General features: G+C 69.5%; 10 protein-coding genes and 3 tRNA genes. 6 read left to right on the top strand and 7 right to left on the bottom strand.

The features are described from left to right. Positions 1–198 precede the first annotated feature (198 nt). Positions 199–1,245, top strand: a complete 1,047-nt coding sequence (locus tag ACIO3S_RS18850) for a hypothetical protein (RefSeq protein ID WP_400466828.1) — start codon at positions 199–201, stop codon at positions 1,243–1,245. A gap of 182 nt (positions 1,246–1,427) precedes the next feature. Here ACIO3S_RS18850 and ACIO3S_RS18845 read toward each other — a convergent pair whose 3' ends face one another. The 5 genes from ACIO3S_RS18845 to macS all read right to left on the bottom strand — a co-directional run bounded on the left by ACIO3S_RS18845 (position 1,428) and on the right by macS (position 6,468). Beyond that, the gene (locus ACIO3S_RS18845; RefSeq protein WP_400466825.1) at positions 1,428–2,162 is read right to left on the bottom strand and encodes a hypothetical protein; all 735 of its coding nucleotides are present in this window, start codon (positions 2,160–2,162) and stop codon (positions 1,428–1,430) included. 537 nt (positions 2,163–2,699) lie between these two features. Further along, positions 2,700–2,773 (bottom strand) — tRNA-Asp (locus ACIO3S_RS18840). 77 nt (positions 2,774–2,850) lie between these two features. Further along, positions 2,851–4,644 (bottom strand): hypothetical protein, encoded by a 1,794-nt coding sequence (locus ACIO3S_RS18835; RefSeq protein ID WP_400466822.1) that lies wholly within the window; start codon positions 4,642–4,644, stop codon positions 2,851–2,853. A gap of 52 nt (positions 4,645–4,696) precedes the next feature. Next, positions 4,697–5,338, bottom strand: coding sequence for a response regulator (locus ACIO3S_RS18830; protein WP_400466819.1), 642 nt, complete (start codon positions 5,336–5,338; stop codon positions 4,697–4,699). Further along, positions 5,335–6,468, bottom strand: a complete 1,134-nt coding sequence (macS, locus tag ACIO3S_RS18825) for a MacS family sensor histidine kinase (RefSeq protein WP_400466816.1) — start codon at positions 6,466–6,468, stop codon at positions 5,335–5,337. Before macS ends, ACIO3S_RS18830 begins: the two co-directional genes overlap by 4 nt. Before the next feature lie 94 nt (positions 6,469–6,562). Here macS and ACIO3S_RS18820 point away from each other — a divergent pair, with 94 nt between their 5' ends. From ACIO3S_RS18820 to ACIO3S_RS18810, 3 genes are all read left to right on the top strand, one after another. Further along, positions 6,563–6,853: a YiaA/YiaB family inner membrane protein gene (locus tag ACIO3S_RS18820; RefSeq protein ID WP_400466813.1), complete on the top strand. Its 291-nt coding sequence runs from the start codon at positions 6,563–6,565 to the stop codon at positions 6,851–6,853. 226 nt (positions 6,854–7,079) lie between these two features. Continuing rightward, positions 7,080–7,310 (top strand): nucleoside monophosphate kinase, encoded by a 231-nt coding sequence (locus tag ACIO3S_RS18815; RefSeq protein ID WP_400466810.1) that lies wholly within the window; start codon positions 7,080–7,082, stop codon positions 7,308–7,310. Positions 7,311–7,399: 89 nt separating this feature from the next. Continuing rightward, on the top strand, positions 7,400–8,410 hold the full coding sequence (locus ACIO3S_RS18810) for a S1C family serine protease (RefSeq protein ID WP_400466807.1): 1,011 nt from the start codon (positions 7,400–7,402) through the stop codon (positions 8,408–8,410). Between the two features lie 103 nt (positions 8,411–8,513). On the opposite strand, the gene ACIO3S_RS18805 is transcribed toward ACIO3S_RS18810, so the two are convergent. Beyond that, on the bottom strand, positions 8,514–10,238 hold the full coding sequence (locus ACIO3S_RS18805) for an alpha/beta hydrolase (RefSeq protein WP_400466804.1): 1,725 nt from the start codon (positions 10,236–10,238) through the stop codon (positions 8,514–8,516). Positions 10,239–10,498: 260 nt separating this feature from the next. Beyond that, positions 10,499–10,574 (bottom strand) — tRNA-Glu (locus ACIO3S_RS18800). Positions 10,575–10,689: 115 nt separating this feature from the next. Between ACIO3S_RS18800 and ACIO3S_RS18795 the strand changes: the two genes are divergently transcribed. After that, positions 10,690–10,763 (top strand) — tRNA-Phe (locus ACIO3S_RS18795). A gap of 125 nt (positions 10,764–10,888) precedes the next feature. Beyond that, the gene (locus ACIO3S_RS18790) at positions 10,889–14,311 is read left to right on the top strand and encodes an SCO7613 C-terminal domain-containing membrane protein (RefSeq protein WP_400466801.1); all 3,423 of its coding nucleotides are present in this window, start codon (positions 10,889–10,891) and stop codon (positions 14,309–14,311) included. The last annotated feature ends 1 nt before the right edge of the window (position 14,312 follow it).

The following is a 14,312-nucleotide window of genomic DNA, read 5'->3' as shown; positions in this document are numbered from 1 at the left end:
TAGGCAGGTGCTTGGAGCGGTCACGCAGAGTTGAGACGTCATCTACATCAGGGGATTCCACAACATCGCGACCCTGCTGGTACAAACTGTCCACACTAGAGGGTGGAAGGGCTAGGGTTTGCGAACATGCGCTCAATGAGAAGGGCCTCGGCGTCCATCACCGTAGGCCACCGACCCGTGGAGGATTTCCACCGACGGATGGCGCATGATCCCAACAGTCGAGCCATCGCGTCGGAGACCCGCGACTGGCTCCTGGTGAAGTCCCTGCTGCAGCCCGGTGAGGTCCAGTGGGCCCGGGTCGCGGTCAAGTTTCCCCACGAGGGGAACGCCTCGGGTCACGCCTTCCTGACCGACCGCCGGGTGATGTTCGAGTTCCACGAGCGCGTCTTCTCCGTCAACCTGGCCGTCCTCACCTTCATCGGCGTTCCGCCCCCGCCCAGCCTGGGCGACTTCATCATCGAGGCGCTGGTCCCCGGATCGTCCTACTCCACGACGATGAAGATCCGGGACAAGGACGCCTTCCACGACTTCTTCCCCACCCTCGACTACGCCGCGCGAGCCGCCGGCGCACAGGTGAACGTCGACGCCAACTGGGGTGGCGAGTACGGCACGGGCAACCCCTACGGCCAGCCCTCCCCGAACAGCTACGGCGTAGCGCCCGCCCCGGGCTCTTACCCGAACCAGGGCTCCTACCCGAACACCGGCTCCTACTACCCCAACCAGGGTTCGTACGGAACCAACACCGGCTCCTACGGCCAGGCGCCGAACACGGGTGCCCAGCGCGCCGTCGGCAACGGCCCGTACGTCGGTCAGCAGGGCGCCCAGCAGCGTGCCCGCGAGGAGGCCGCGCTGATCGAGGCCAACCTCGCCCACGCGCTGCCCGCCTTCCTGCACGAGGGTGAGTCGATTCTCGCCGGGGCCGACATGATCCAGAACATGACCGACGTCGAGATGAAGGTGATGGCCACCGAGTCACGCCTGATCGTCGTCGAGGGCAACATCCTGTGGGCCTCCCCGCTGGAGCACACCCACGTCATCTACGCCGGTGGCGAGCGCAGCCACCTCCGGCTGCTGGCTGACCGGGTCACTGAGACCATGGCGCTGACCCCGGGACCGCCGACGGCCAATCCGTCCGATCGGCGCCGCCTCGTACTTCGTACGCTGCGCGACGCCGCTGCCGGCGAGCAGCTGCACAACCACCTGACCACCAACGGTGGCCAGGTCTTCGACGCCTGGCCCGAGTAGCCGGCCGCGGCGTAGATCTGCTTCTACCTACGACGAGAGCCCCAGCCAGGTGGCTGGGGCTCCGTCGTTGCTGCTGAGATCTCGACACGCGGGTCGCGGCTTCGCAAGCTCAGCCGCGCCGCTGCTCGATCTGCCGCTCCCGCGCCGACTCCACTCCTTCGTCGTGGAGTCGGCTAGTCGCGTCAGTCCTGCGGGTTGAAGAACAGCCCGAGCGCGACCGCCCAGACGAGGTGCCACAGGTAGACACCCAGGACGGTGCCCCACCCGAGGTTGATCGAGAAGAAGCCCGGGTCGACGCCGATGACGTCCTCCGGGTGCAGGGCCGGGATCCACCAACCGCAGGAAGCGGTGGCGAGGAACATGCCCATACCGAGCGAACGCGCGAGGTTGCTGGAGGTGGTGTGGGTCTTGCCGAGCCACGGGAAGATCACCAGAGCGTAGCCGAGCGCGAAGACCATGCCGTTGAAGTAATGGAAGCCCATTCCGGCGAACCACTGCGAGACGGCGAAGCCGGCCTCGTTGGCGGTGGCGTTCGGGGTCAGGATGACGCCGTTGAAGAACGCGAAGTCCAGCGGGCCCTCCATGATGCCGAGGCCGTAGATCCAGTAGCCGAACATCGTGGCGAGCTGAGTGGCGGCGAAGCCGGCCACGAGCGCGCCGATGAGGCGGTTGTTGTTGACGAACTGCGGCCAGTGCGTTCCGGTCGTCTGCGCCATCACGGCCGGCTGCTGGATCGCCGGCTCCTGGTACTGAGGCTGGGCCTGGGACTGCTGCGGACGCTGGTCCCAACCAAGGGCGGGGGGCTGCTGCTGCGCGGGGGCGGCCGGGGTGCGGTAGGCACCGTTCGTCTGCATCCGTGACGCAAGCTCGTCCGCACTCGCCGCATGGGGCGGCCGATGCGGGTAGTACGACGACATGGTGGTGTTGCCTCCTGAATACCGAACGTCTTAGTCGTTCCCCCGTGCCCTGCCGAATTGCGACGTCGACACAAGCGGCAGAATCCTCTCACGAGAGGACAGCAGCCCGCACGTTACCGCCAAATCGGCTTATATCCCACAGGGACGAACGGCCCGAACCGGGGGTGAGATCGGGGGATCTCTGGCCCGAGACTCCTGCCGAAGCAGGACGACCACCCTCCCACGCCCGAGGCCCCCCGCGCTCGCCACACCCCGGCGTGTCACGCCCTCCGGGAACAACACCCGACCCACAAGTCACACCGGCAGAAACAAGCCTCTCCAGCCACACCAACCAGAGCGCAAAGTGGCACGACAGGCTCTAACCGCGAGCACGCACACGACAGCGGCAGAGCGAACGATCACCCCGAGAGCGAACGATCCCCCGAGCAACTAAGGGGGTGCGGGGGATATCCCCCGCCGCGGCCGGAGGCCGCCATGTAAACAACGAAGAGGACGTGGTCGCATTTCTGCGACACACGTCCTCTGTGATTCGTTCCGCGACCCTGACGAGACTTGAACTCGCGACCTCCGCCGTGACAGGGCGGCGCGCTAACCAACTGCGCTACAGGGCCTTGTTTGTTTCCGCTGTGTGCGGCAACGGGAAAAACATAGCCCATGGGTGCGGAGGATTCACAATCGGGGAGGGGTCCTACTCCTCGAAGGGCTCTTCGCCCTTGGGCTCCTCGTCGGTGAGGCCCTCCACGAGCCGGTTCTTGACCATGTAGGCCATGGCTCGTTCGGCCGCACGCGCCTTGCGTCGGAGGGCCTCGACAGTGGGAGCCTTCTCGTCGCTGTAGGCCGCGAGGCGGGCGACCTCGCGCCCGGTCTGACGCTGGATCTCGGACATCGCGAGCCAGACGCCGAGGTCCTGCTCGAGGCCTTCCCTGGAGCGCAGGATCGCGGCGGTGAGGAGCTGGATGACGGTGACCTCGACGTCCTCGGCGGTGGACGAGCTGGAGACGAGGGTGGCGGCGATCGTGCCGGCGCCGGTGGTGGTGATCGCACCGGCGGTGACGAGTCCGCCGACCATCCCGCCGGGACCGAAGGCGGAGAGCGCGCCGATGATCGCCGCTCCCCCGGCAAGCCCGGCGGGGGCGGCGAGGGCGAGCCCGATCGGACCGGCGACCAGCACAGCGGCGCCGATCCCGATGCCGACCCACAGCTTCCACTGGTCGACCGGGTAGACGGCCTTCGAGGCGGACTGCATCGCGATGTGCAGGTTCTCGCCGAGCCCGCCCCCGAGCCCCATCCAGACCGTCAGGTCGTGGAATGCCTGGCGGCGTACGTCGTCGGGCACGTCGATCTCGTAGGGCCGCACCGGGTTGGCGGTCGCCAGCGCCACCAGGGCGAGGACGGCCTCCTCCTTGGAGAGCTGGGTCAGCGGCTTGGGCCGCGGCAGGTCTCGGTCACTGGGGGTGTCTGGTGAGACTCGCAGGTCGAGGAGCTGCTGAGGGATGCGTACGCCGTCGTTGCGGTAGTTCTCGAGCAACCGCTCCAGGACCTCGTGCTGGACGACGCGCAGCGCGGCGCCGAAGCGCTCCTGGGTGGCGCCCTTGAGGTGGTCGCGCAGGAACTGGGCGTAGGCGAGCCACAGCGCCAGCCGGACCTCGAGCGAGTTCAAGGCGACGTCGGGGGTGCCCTCGACGATCGCGAGCTCCTTGGTGAGAGAGCCGAACAGGCCGCGCCCGATCGCGGTGGCGACCGGCTTGGACCGGAGGTAGGTGGTGGTGCGGTGGTCGAGGCCGAGCCCGACCTGGAGGTCGAGCGCCCACGGGAAGTGGCGCCAGATGCCGCGCAGGCCGGTCACCGCGTCGCCGTTGCTCCAGACGTTGACCCACCAGCCGACGTGGTCGACCGGCGCCTTCATCTCCAGCCGGTCGGAGTCCTCGTGGAGGTTCGGGTGGGCGGCCGGGCTGCCGATCGTCACCAGCCCGGTGACCGTCAGCTTCGGGGGAAGCCGGCGCAGCAGGTCGATCGCGATGATCGAGCCGAGACTGTGGCCGACGATGACGATCTCGCCCTCCTCAGGGAGCTCGTCGAGGACCATCCGCAGCGTACGTGCCCGGATGCCGGGCTTGGTCACGTAGTTGTGGGCCTGGCGGAGCACGCGCAGCACGATCGGCGCCAGCGAGTCGGTGACGCCGACCGGCGAGGCGGGCACCGGTTCGCCGAGGATCGACTCGAGCTCGGCGGTCGCGCGCTCGACCCGGCGGCGTACGTCCCGCTGCTCGGCGGCGCTCAGCCTCGGGGTGGTGACCGGCGGGATCTTGATGGTCTTGTCGCCGTCGTCGGTGCGCAGCACGTCGGGATACTTCGGAGCGATCACCTCGACCTCGTCGAGCCCCGGGTAGCCGGCATCCTGCAGCGCGTTGTCCAGCGCGCGGCGCCAGGCGTCGCGGGGGTCGCCGTTGCCGACGCCGTGAAGGTAGAGAAGCGAGACCACCTCTCGATTCTCTCCCATGTCGGGAGCAGCTCCGCCTATTGGGACGTCGGGGTCAGTCGGCGTCCAGGCCCTGCTCGATGGCGTAGCGGGTGAGCTCGACGCGGTTGTGCATCTGGAGCTTGCGCAAGGTGTTCTGTACGTGGTTCTGGACCGTGCGGTGGGAGAGCACGAGGCGGTCGGCGATCTGGCGGTAGCTCAGGCCCTTGGCGACGAGCTTGAGGATCTCGGTCTCGCGGTCGGTGAGCATGGGCTTGTCGCCGCGCACCTCGGTGGCGGCGCTGTGCTGGAACTCGCCCAGGACCAGACCGGCGAGCCCGGGGGTGAAGACCGGGTCGCCGACCGCGACCCGGCGTACGGCCTCCAGGAGCTCGTCGCGGGAGGCGGACTTGACCAGGTAGCCGGTCGCGCCGGCCTTGACCGCGGCGAGCACGTCGTTCTGCTCGCCCGAGGCGGAGAGGATGAGGACCTTGGCCACCGGGTGCAACGCGATGATCTCGGTGGTGACCTGGACACCGTCGGGCTCGGGGATGTGCAGGTCGAGCACCACCACCTCCGGCCGGGTCGCGGCGAACCGGGTGATCGCCTCACGGCCGGTGCTGGCCGTGGCCACCACCTCGAAGCCCGCGCCGATCAGGTCGCGCTCGACCGCGTCGCGCCACATCGGGTGATCATCGACGACCATCACTCTGCTCATGCGTGCACTCCTGTTCGAGGGACCGTGAGCTCCCATTCGGTCCCGGTTGCTCCGGTGATCAGTTCTGCCTTGCCGCCGAGGTCCTCGATCCGGCCACGGATCGACTCGCTGATGCCGAGCCTGCCCTGCTCCCCGGCCTCGACGACCCGGCCGTCCGCGATGCCCGGCCCGTCGTCACGCACCGAGACCTCGACGTGGTCGGGGAAGGCTTGCAGGAGCACCCAGGCACGGGCGTCCTCACCGACGTGGCGGCGTACGTTGTCCAGGGCCGCGCGGGTCGCCGCGACGATCTCCTCGGCCGGGCCTGCGGGCATCTCGACGGCGGCCGCGGGTCCGGACACGGTCACGGTCCCCGTCTCGAGCTCGGCGAGAGCGGCGGCCAGGTCGACCATCCCGACGGCCGGGTCACGGCCGGGCTGTTCGCCGCGGATCAGCGCTCGCAGCTCGCGCTCCTGCTCTCCCGCCAGCCTCCCGAGCTCGGCGGCGTCACCACCCAGTTCGCCGCCGCGGCGCTGGACCAGGGCCAGGACCTGGAGCACCCCGTCGTGGACGGCTCGAGCCAGCCGGGCCCGTTCCTCGGCCCGCGCTGCCGCGCGCTGTGCCTCGTCCCGCTCCAGCGCCATCCGCTGCACCGACTCGCACATGTATCCGACCACCGGGCCGCCGATAACCAGCAGAAACGCGTTCCCGTAGATCGACTGGTCGATCTCCTGCCGCAGCACCAGGTCGACGGTCGCCAGCGCCACCCCGGCCAGCAGTCCACCGAGCCAGCGGTAGTGGATCGCGCACGCGAGCAGCGCGCCGCTCACCCAGAACCCCGGCACGCTCGCCTGGAATCCCGGCCCCTTCACCAGCGGGGTCACGAGCATGAGTCCGAGCGCGATCGCCAGGTCAGCGCCGACGAGCACCGCCGTGCGGCGGGCGGGTGCTGCGTACGCCCAGACGGCGAAGGCGGTCCACCCCACCATGACGAGCGCGCAGACCAGCGCGGCCGCGGGCGGGTCGAAGTTGGCGGCGCGGTAGATGGTCAACCCGACCGCGTTGACGAGCACGACCACCCGCAGCACCGCGAGAGCACGGAAGAGCCGGCTCTCGACCTCGATCGCAGCTGGCGACGTCCACGCACTCACAGTCGGAAGTGTCGCATCTGCGCCGCCGCGTACGCCCCGGATATGAGTATCCGTGCGGATGCCGGGACTGCGCACGGGCACGAGACTCGAAGGCATGGAGAACCAGGCACCCTCGAGCAAGCCGACGACGCTCTTCTTCGCCCAGTCGGCGCTCGCCTTCGCGATCGCTCTGGTCACGACACTGGCCGCGATCCTCTATCTGCCCACCGACCCGTGGCCGAAGGCGTTCCTCGCTCTCGCGACGATCTTCCTGACGACCTCGGCGTTCGCCCTGGCCAAGTGCGTGCGCGACTCGCAGGAGAGCCAGTACGTCGTCACGCGACTCGACCAGGCGCGGGTCGACAAGATCCTCGCCGAGCACGACCCCTGGAAAGAGGTGAGCTGACGCGTGGCAGCCGCACCGGACGCTCTTCACTCTGGTCTTGACCGCGCCTGCCGGGCCGACTCATGCTCGGCCTGCAGGTCATGGACACAGCAGCCGCCACCGGACGCCGGTCCCGCCGCGGAGGTTCCTCCGGCCGCGCGGTGACGCGGTGCTTGCCAACCTTCCATGCACGCAAGGGGCGCCACTACGCTGGGCTTTGTGATGGTGTTCTGAGCGAAAGGACGGTATGCGTGTGCTGATCATGGGTCCTCCCGGTGCCGAAAGGTGCACCCAAGCCGCGCGGATCTCCGACCGCTACGACATCTCGGCGCTCTCCATCGGGGACGCGTTCCGCGCCGGCATTGCAGCGGGTAGCCCACGCGAAGCCGACGCCGAGCGGTACCTGCCGGCCTGCGAGCACGTGCCCGACGAGGTCGCCGACCGGATCCGATCCACTCTCGGCAACGCGCACCCGTGATGGACGCCGACGAAGTCCTGGGCAGCCCACCCCCGGCAGATCCTCCGAGACCGTCGAGCAAAGCCCAGCGCTGGCGCCTCGGGGCTTCTATGGCCGTTGTAGCTGTCGTCGCAGGACTTCTCGGCGGCTTGGTAGTCCTCGCGGTCCAAGACGACGACCGATCGTGTTCAGCCATCTCCGTCGCCCGTGACGTGCTGCCCTCGGTGGTGACGGTCTCGGTCACAACAGCCGAAGGTTCGGGTGGCAACGGGACCGGGGCGTTGTTCAAGGACGGCGGGTACATTCTGACCAACCAGCATGTCATCGCCGCCGCGGAAGCGGGCGATGCGAACGTGACTGTCCACTACAGCGACGGAACGACGTCGGCCGCGACGGTGATCGGCGCGGACTTCGCGACCGATCTGGCCGTCATCAAGGCCGACGACGGCGCCGAGGGCCGACCGCTGCTGGAGGCCGGCGACTCCGACGATGTGCTGGTCGGTGAGCCGGTCGTCGCGCTTGGCGCTCCGCTCGGCCTGTCGAACACGGTCACGGCAGGAATCGTGAGCGCGCTCGGTCGCTACGTGCCCGTGCCGGCTGCGACCGGACGCGTCGCCCATCTGCTCGACTCGATCCAGACCGACGCCGCCATCAACCCCGGCAACAGCGGGGGGCCACTCGTTGACTGCTCCGGCGCCCAGATCGGCGTCAACTCGGCGATCTCCACAGTCCCGGACCGCCAGGGCGTCGCCGGAGGCGGCAGCGTCGGCCTGGGGTTCGCGATCCCGATGAGCATCGCAGAGCCCATCGCTGAACAGCTCATCGACACCGGACGAGCCGACCACCCGGTGCTCGGGCTCGCTGCCCGCACCGTGACCGACGAAGAGGGGCAGCCCACAACGGGACTCGAGGTGACCGCCATCGTGCCGGCAGGACCTGCGGCACGGGCCGGCCTGGAGGTCGGAGACACCATCGTCGACCTCGATGGCAGTCCCGCCCGCAACACCGAGCAGCTGGTGCTGGCGACTCTGCGACACGACATCGGTGACACGATCCCAGTCACCTACCTGCGGACGGGCGAAGAACGCACCACAGAGATAACCCTCGACGCCCCACCGTGACGGTCAGCGGACGTGGAAGACGATTCTCTTCTCGGCTACGGCCACGATCAGCAGGGTCACGTTGAGGTCGACCTGGTCGGCGGTCTGGGGGTCGACGACGGCATCACTCCTCGGATTCGCCGGCTCCTCCGTGGTCGAGGTGCTCGTCCAGCCGTCGGGTGTCAGCGTCTGTCCACCCATCAGGCGGCAGGACGGCGGCCCATCCGTCGACATAGTCGGCGGCGTAGTCGTGTCCGAAGCCCGGGGGCGGGCTGAGCTGATGTACCTGATCGGCGACGGCCTGGGCAGCGGTGACGATGGGGAACCAGCGAGCCGCTGCAGGCACGTCGAAGCCACGCGGCTCGTCCATCCATTCCGGCGGCTCCCACAACGCGTCGATGCCCCAGAACGGCACTGGGTCCGACGGATGCTGGAGGTAGACCACCTGTGGGCCGGGCGATGTGCTGGGCTGCTGTTGCTGCGCGGGGTCCCGGTTCAGGAAGCGCGCGGTGCGTTCACCGTCGAAGACCGGCTGCCACACCGGTGAATCACTGTCCCGTTCGTCAGTGAGCTGGGTCGTGATCGGATTGCCGTGCTTGGTGCCGACGATGAGCGCGCCGTCCATGCGCGCAGCCAGGTTGCCAAGCGACGAGGTGGCGTCGATGGCCGCGAACGGCGCTTCCACACCCGCGGTGCCGAGGCTCTTCCCGAAGAGCAGGAGCTTCGGACGGGACGCAGCCGGCAGGCGTGACCAGTGTTCGGCGACCGTGTGGAGGAGAATTGAGCCGGCTTCGACTGCGAGCCCGGCGTCGAGGAACACCGAAAGCAGGCTCGGCAGGTAGGAGTACTGCATCCCGACGATGGCGGTGTCACCTGCGTACAGCTGCTCGAGCGCCTCCGCCGCTTCGGGAATCATCCACCCCGTCCCGGTGGGAACCCATACGACCAGAACCTCCCGGTCGAACCCCCCGGCGCGTTCGAGCTCGCGAACGGCGAGCTCGGCCCGTTCCTGGAGCGTGTCGGCGGACTGCACGCCGGCGTAGACCCGTACCGGTGCCGTGACCCGGGTGCCAGCATCGTGAAAGTCCGCGAGCTCCTCAGGTGTGGTGGCCTTCGCGACGAAGTCGCGACCGGTTCGACCAAGACTCTCCCAAGAGACCAGCGATACGGGACTTCCTGAGACCGTCGCCGAGGACGGCTGGGTGATGCCCGCCTCGGTCTCCTCGTTCTGCGCCGCGTAGAACGAGTTCGCCCAGGTGTTGAGTCCGGCGAGTGCCATCCCAATGACCAGGACCGCAGTCAAGGCCGACAGCGCGAAGGTAGTCGCGGCCGCGGCCGGCCGCACCGGAACGCGCTGCCGCACCCGCCGGTGCAGCGCCGCGATGCCACGGGCGATCAGCCGGCCCACGAGCACGAGCAGTGTCGCCGCCACTACGCCGGCCACCGCCATCTGCGCGGCGTCAGCCACGTCGATGCTCGGCATGCCCATCAGCTCCAACTGGTCCTGCTGCCAGCCAAGCCACAGGGCAGACCCCCAGCAGAGCGCGACGAGCCAACAGACGCCCAGGACGATCCACGCGCCCCGTCGCTGCCGCGGCGACGGGTGCCGTCGCGTCCCGGAGAGAATTGCGCTGATCACATGCCCGGCTGACGCACCGATTCCGTATCCGATAGCCAGGCACACGCCACTGACCAGCGCCTGGGTCAACCACGACCTCGGGATGAGAGTGGGTGTCACGGACTGCAGCCAGAAGACGAGGCCGACTACCAAGCCCCACCACGACGGCCTCGCCAGAATCGACCATCCATGTGACGTCGAAGTGACGACCGAGCGTTCACCGTCATCCATGAGGGCACCCCTGTCCGGGCCTCCTCGACGATGTCCACGCGTGACCGGGTCACCGGCGACCGCCCACCTCACGATTTTACATCAGCGCCGTCGATCGCAACGAAGGACCGCGTCTAGGAATCCCTCCGTGAGGCCCAACCACGGGGCGTGCGTGGAGTGTGTCAACAGGACTGCGGCCGTCCCTCGATCGCGCCGGGCACCGCGGATATGCCGCAGCGGCTCCGCTCAGCGTTCCCGCTGATCAGAGCCGCTGTCCGGAGTGGTACCCCCTACCGGATTCGAACCGGCGCTACCGCCGTGAAAGGGCGGGGTCCTGGGCCGCTAGACGAAGGGGGCCTGCCGGCACATCCTAGAGGTCTGCGTCCGAGCCCGCCAAAGCGAGGCCGTACGTCCGGTTTCGGGTCCCGATTCGGAACGTCGCGGTCGCTTCCGGTAATGTTTCACCTCGCTTGGGCAGGTAGCTCAGTTGGTACGAGCGATCGCCTGAAAAGTGATAGGTCGGCGGTTCGACCCCGCCCCTGCCCACAAGCAACAACCGGCTTCGACCAGCAGTTATGGGTCGAAGCCGGTTGTCATTCTGGATCAAGTCTCAGCGCACACCCTGCGTTTCCCGCACGCGCTTCGGCGGAACTACGCAAGGATGGTGGGCTGTGAAGTACGCCGATCCTGGTCGCTGCCCCGACTGCCGGGAGGCTTTCGAGCCCGGCACCAGCCCCTGCCCACACTGCGGGCTGCCGCTGGAGAACGCCGTCGCGCAAGAGCTCTACGGCACCCTGCTGCGGGCCGACGTACTCATGACGCGGTTGCGCTCGATCCGGGAGGAGGCGAGCCGAGCCGCGCGACGGACCCCGCCGCCCGCTCCCCTGCCGGTCGCCGCGCCACCCGCGGCGCCGCCGCAGATCCAGCCCGAGCCCGAGGCCACACCTCTCGCGGATCCGGCCGCCACCGCGATGGCCGGACCGGCGCCGTTCCCCGGTGCTCCGGTCGCCCGGCGGGCGCCGATCACGGTGCCGCTGATCCTGGTCGGCGTCGGCGTGCTCTTCCTGCTGGTCGCGGGCGTCATCTTCCTCGCGGTCGCCTGGGCGACGATGGGCGTTGGCGGCCGCACCACGATGCTGCTCGTCTTCACCGCGCTCTTCACGATCGGTGGCGCGGTGCTGATGCATCTGGAGCTGCGTGCCGGCACCGAAGGCGTCTGGACGCTCGCACTGGGACTGCTCGCCCTGGACATAGCCGGCATGAAGTACGCCGGCTGGCTCGACGGAGTCGACTGGGACCGTGGCTTCCTGGTCATCGTCGGCGTGGTCGTCTTCCTGGCCGGCACCGTGATGTCCCTGATCGGCGCGCGCAGCGAGAAGCTCACCGCGGTGATCGGGCCACAGGTGGCAGCCGCCGCCGGCGTACTCACCGCCCTGATCGGTCTCGAGCTCATCTCCGACCTCATCTGGTTCCCGCTGGTCGCAGCGGTCATCGCCCTCCTCGTGGTGATCGTGGCGAGCAAGACCGACCTGCAGGCGCTGACCCTCGGCTCGATGGTCGTGATGGCGGGCTTCTGGTTGATGCTGCTCGTCCGCGGCCTGGCCGATCCCGCCCTGACCGGCTCCGAGCTGCTGCGAGGCGGCACCCTGCCGCTGCTGCTCGGTGCCGCCGCGGTGCTGACGGTCGTGGCGCTGCTGTTCCCGCTGCCCAAGGACGCGAAGGTCGCGATGGTCGGGGTGTCCCTCCTGATCGCCGCCTACACCTTCACCCAGCCCGCTCTCGACGACGGCGCGGTCACCCTGACGGTCGTCGCCGTGGTGGTCACCATCGTCGCCGCCGGCGCGCTCGTCGCACTCCCGCGGCCCTGGCGCTGGGCCGCCACCGCGTTGACGCCGTACGCCGTGGGCCTCGGCATCGCCGTCCTCATCCTGGCGGTCTCGGCCGCGGTCCGGCTCGCGGCCGTGCCGTGGACCGAGTCCGCCTTCTCCCCGGTCACCGGTCCGGAGCCGTTGCTGCCGGGCTGGCTGACGCTGCCGTCGATGCTCGCGATCCTCGCCCTCGGGACCGCCTGGTTCTACCGGTACAACCCGCCCGCGTTCCGCACCTACCGCCCCACGATCGGCTGGATCACCATCGCGGGCGGCGTCTCCGGGTTCGCGATCACGGCGGCCTGCTACGGCGCCCCGCTGCTGTTCCCGGCGCTGCTGCTGCTCGGTGTCGCCGTCGCGCTGGCCTGGTGGGCGGAGCGGTGGCCACGGCTCCTCGCCGCCGGCATCTTCGGGCTGGTCGCGCTCGCCGCGGCGCTGCCCAGCGATCTGCTCACCGTGGTCGTCGCGCTCGCGCTGGCGGGGGTGGCTGCGTACGCGGGTCAGGGTCTGCTCGGCGTCGACCGCGAGGTCGCCGCGAGCTACTCGGTCACCACGCTCGCCCTCGGTCTGTGGTCGCTCGCGCCGCTGATCGACGTGGAGCGGCAGTGGGCCGCGTGCGTGATCGTCACGGTCCTCGGGCTGATCACACTCTTCCGCTTCCGCGGGTCGGGCTGGTGGGCGGCCGTGGCCTGCGCCGCGATCTCGATCGGCATCGGCGCCGTGGACGTGACCTGGGCGGCGGTCCTGCTGACCATCGCCACCATCCTCGCCGCGGCCATCGGCCTGCACCATCGCCAGCCTCCCGCGCTGGCTGTGGCGGGCACTGTCGGGCTCGGCGCCGCCACGGCCGCGGTCCTCTCCAACGACGTGCTCGCGCTGGCCGTGACCCTCATCCTCACCGCCCTGGGCATCATCGTCGACCGCGTCCAGTCCGGCACGACCAGAGAGGTGGCGACCGCCTACTGGATCCTCGCCCTGACCGCTGCCGTGTGGCAGGCGGCCCGGCTGGCCGACATCGAGCGTCCCTACACCGCCGTGGTGGTCGTCGTGGCGATGGGCGTCATCGTGCTCGTACGCCGCAGCCCCGCCATCGAGGCCGCTGCCGCCGCCGGCGCCGCCGTGTCGATCGGCCTGGGTGCCTTCAACGAGGCCGGGGCGTTCGACACCGACTGGCTGGCGATCCTCCTGCTGATCGCCGGTGTCATGTGCATCGCGACGATCCTGCGTCACGAGCCGCAGCAGTCCGGGCCCCGGCTCACGGTCGCCGGTCTGCTCGGCCTCGGATCGCTCGGCGCCGCCTTCACCAACGAGCTGCTGGCACTGGTCGTGGCCGGCGTGCTCACCGCCGCGGCCGTCTCCGTCGACCGGCTCACCCAGGAACTGCAGACCAAGGCCGTCACCGCGCCCTACTGGATCATCACGCTGACCGCGTTCTGCTGGATGTTCGCCAACCTCAACGACATCCCCAAGCCGTACGCCGCGGCCGGGATCATCGTCATCCTGGCCGTCGTCACCATCTTCCGTCTGCTGCCCTCGGCCGAGATCACGGCCGCCGTCGCCGCGGTCGTCACGATCGTCGTCGGCACGGTCAGCCTCGGCCCCACGATCGTCCTGACCCCGGACGGGCCGACCGCGGTCGGATCTCGCGGAGTCGATCTGCCCTGGTTGAGCATCCTGCTGATCCTGGCCGGAGCCGCGGTCTCCGCGCACGCCATCGCCCACCACGAGCGTCGCTGGCTGGGTTGGGTCGGCGCCGGCCTGGCCACCGTCGCGCTGTGGATCCGGCTGGCCGACACCTCGGTCACGACCTGGGAGTACTACACCCTGCCGCCCGCGATCGCGCTGGTCGTCTTCGGCGTGGTCAAGCTCCGCCTCGACAGAGAGGTCGCCTCACTGCCGGTGCTCGGACCGGGCGTCTTCCTCGCGCTCATCCCGTCCGTCCCGGCAGCCCTCCAGGACCCGGTCTCGATGCGGACCGCCGTGCTCGGCATCGCCTGCCTGGTCTTCATCCTCGGCGGCGCCTGGCTGCGCTGGGCAGCACCGCTGGTCGGTGGCGCCCTGGTCGCCTCGGTCCTGGCTCTGGCGCAGATGCCGTCGGCGCAGGCGCTGCAGCAGTGGTGGGTGCTCGGCGCGGCCGGACTCCTGCTGCTCTTCCTCGGCATCACCTGGGAGGCACGCCTCCACGACCTGCGCCGGGCCACCGCCTATGTCCGGGGGCTGCGCTAGT

Origin of the sequence: Nocardioides sp. NPDC087217 (genome assembly GCF_044744805.1) — a bacterium.
GTDB lineage: Bacteria > Actinomycetota > Actinomycetes > Propionibacteriales > Nocardioidaceae > Nocardioides.
Note: the sequence above shows the minus strand (reverse complement) of the source record. Positions and strands in the feature narration are given on the sequence as shown.

What these genes read in the sequence shown, in the direction of transcription:
- ACIO3S_RS18850 (WP_400466828.1), top strand. Translation starts at nt 199, where the DNA reads ATGGCGCATGATCCCAACAGTCGAGCCATCGCGTCGGAGACCCGCGAC.
- ACIO3S_RS18820 (WP_400466813.1), top strand. Translation starts at nt 6,563, where the DNA reads ATGGAGAACCAGGCACCCTCGAGCAAGCCGACGACGCTCTTCTTCGCC.
- ACIO3S_RS18805 (WP_400466804.1), bottom strand. Translation starts at nt 10,238, where the DNA reads ATGGATGACGGTGAACGCTCGGTCGTCACTTCGACGTCACATGGATGG.
- ACIO3S_RS18815 (WP_400466810.1), top strand. Translation starts at nt 7,080, where the DNA reads ATGCGTGTGCTGATCATGGGTCCTCCCGGTGCCGAAAGGTGCACCCAA.
- ACIO3S_RS18830 (WP_400466819.1), bottom strand. Translation starts at nt 5,338, where the DNA reads ATGAGCAGAGTGATGGTCGTCGATGATCACCCGATGTGGCGCGACGCG.
- ACIO3S_RS18810 (WP_400466807.1), top strand. Translation starts at nt 7,400, where the DNA reads ATGGCCGTTGTAGCTGTCGTCGCAGGACTTCTCGGCGGCTTGGTAGTC.
- ACIO3S_RS18845 (WP_400466825.1), bottom strand. Translation starts at nt 2,162, where the DNA reads ATGTCGTCGTACTACCCGCATCGGCCGCCCCATGCGGCGAGTGCGGAC.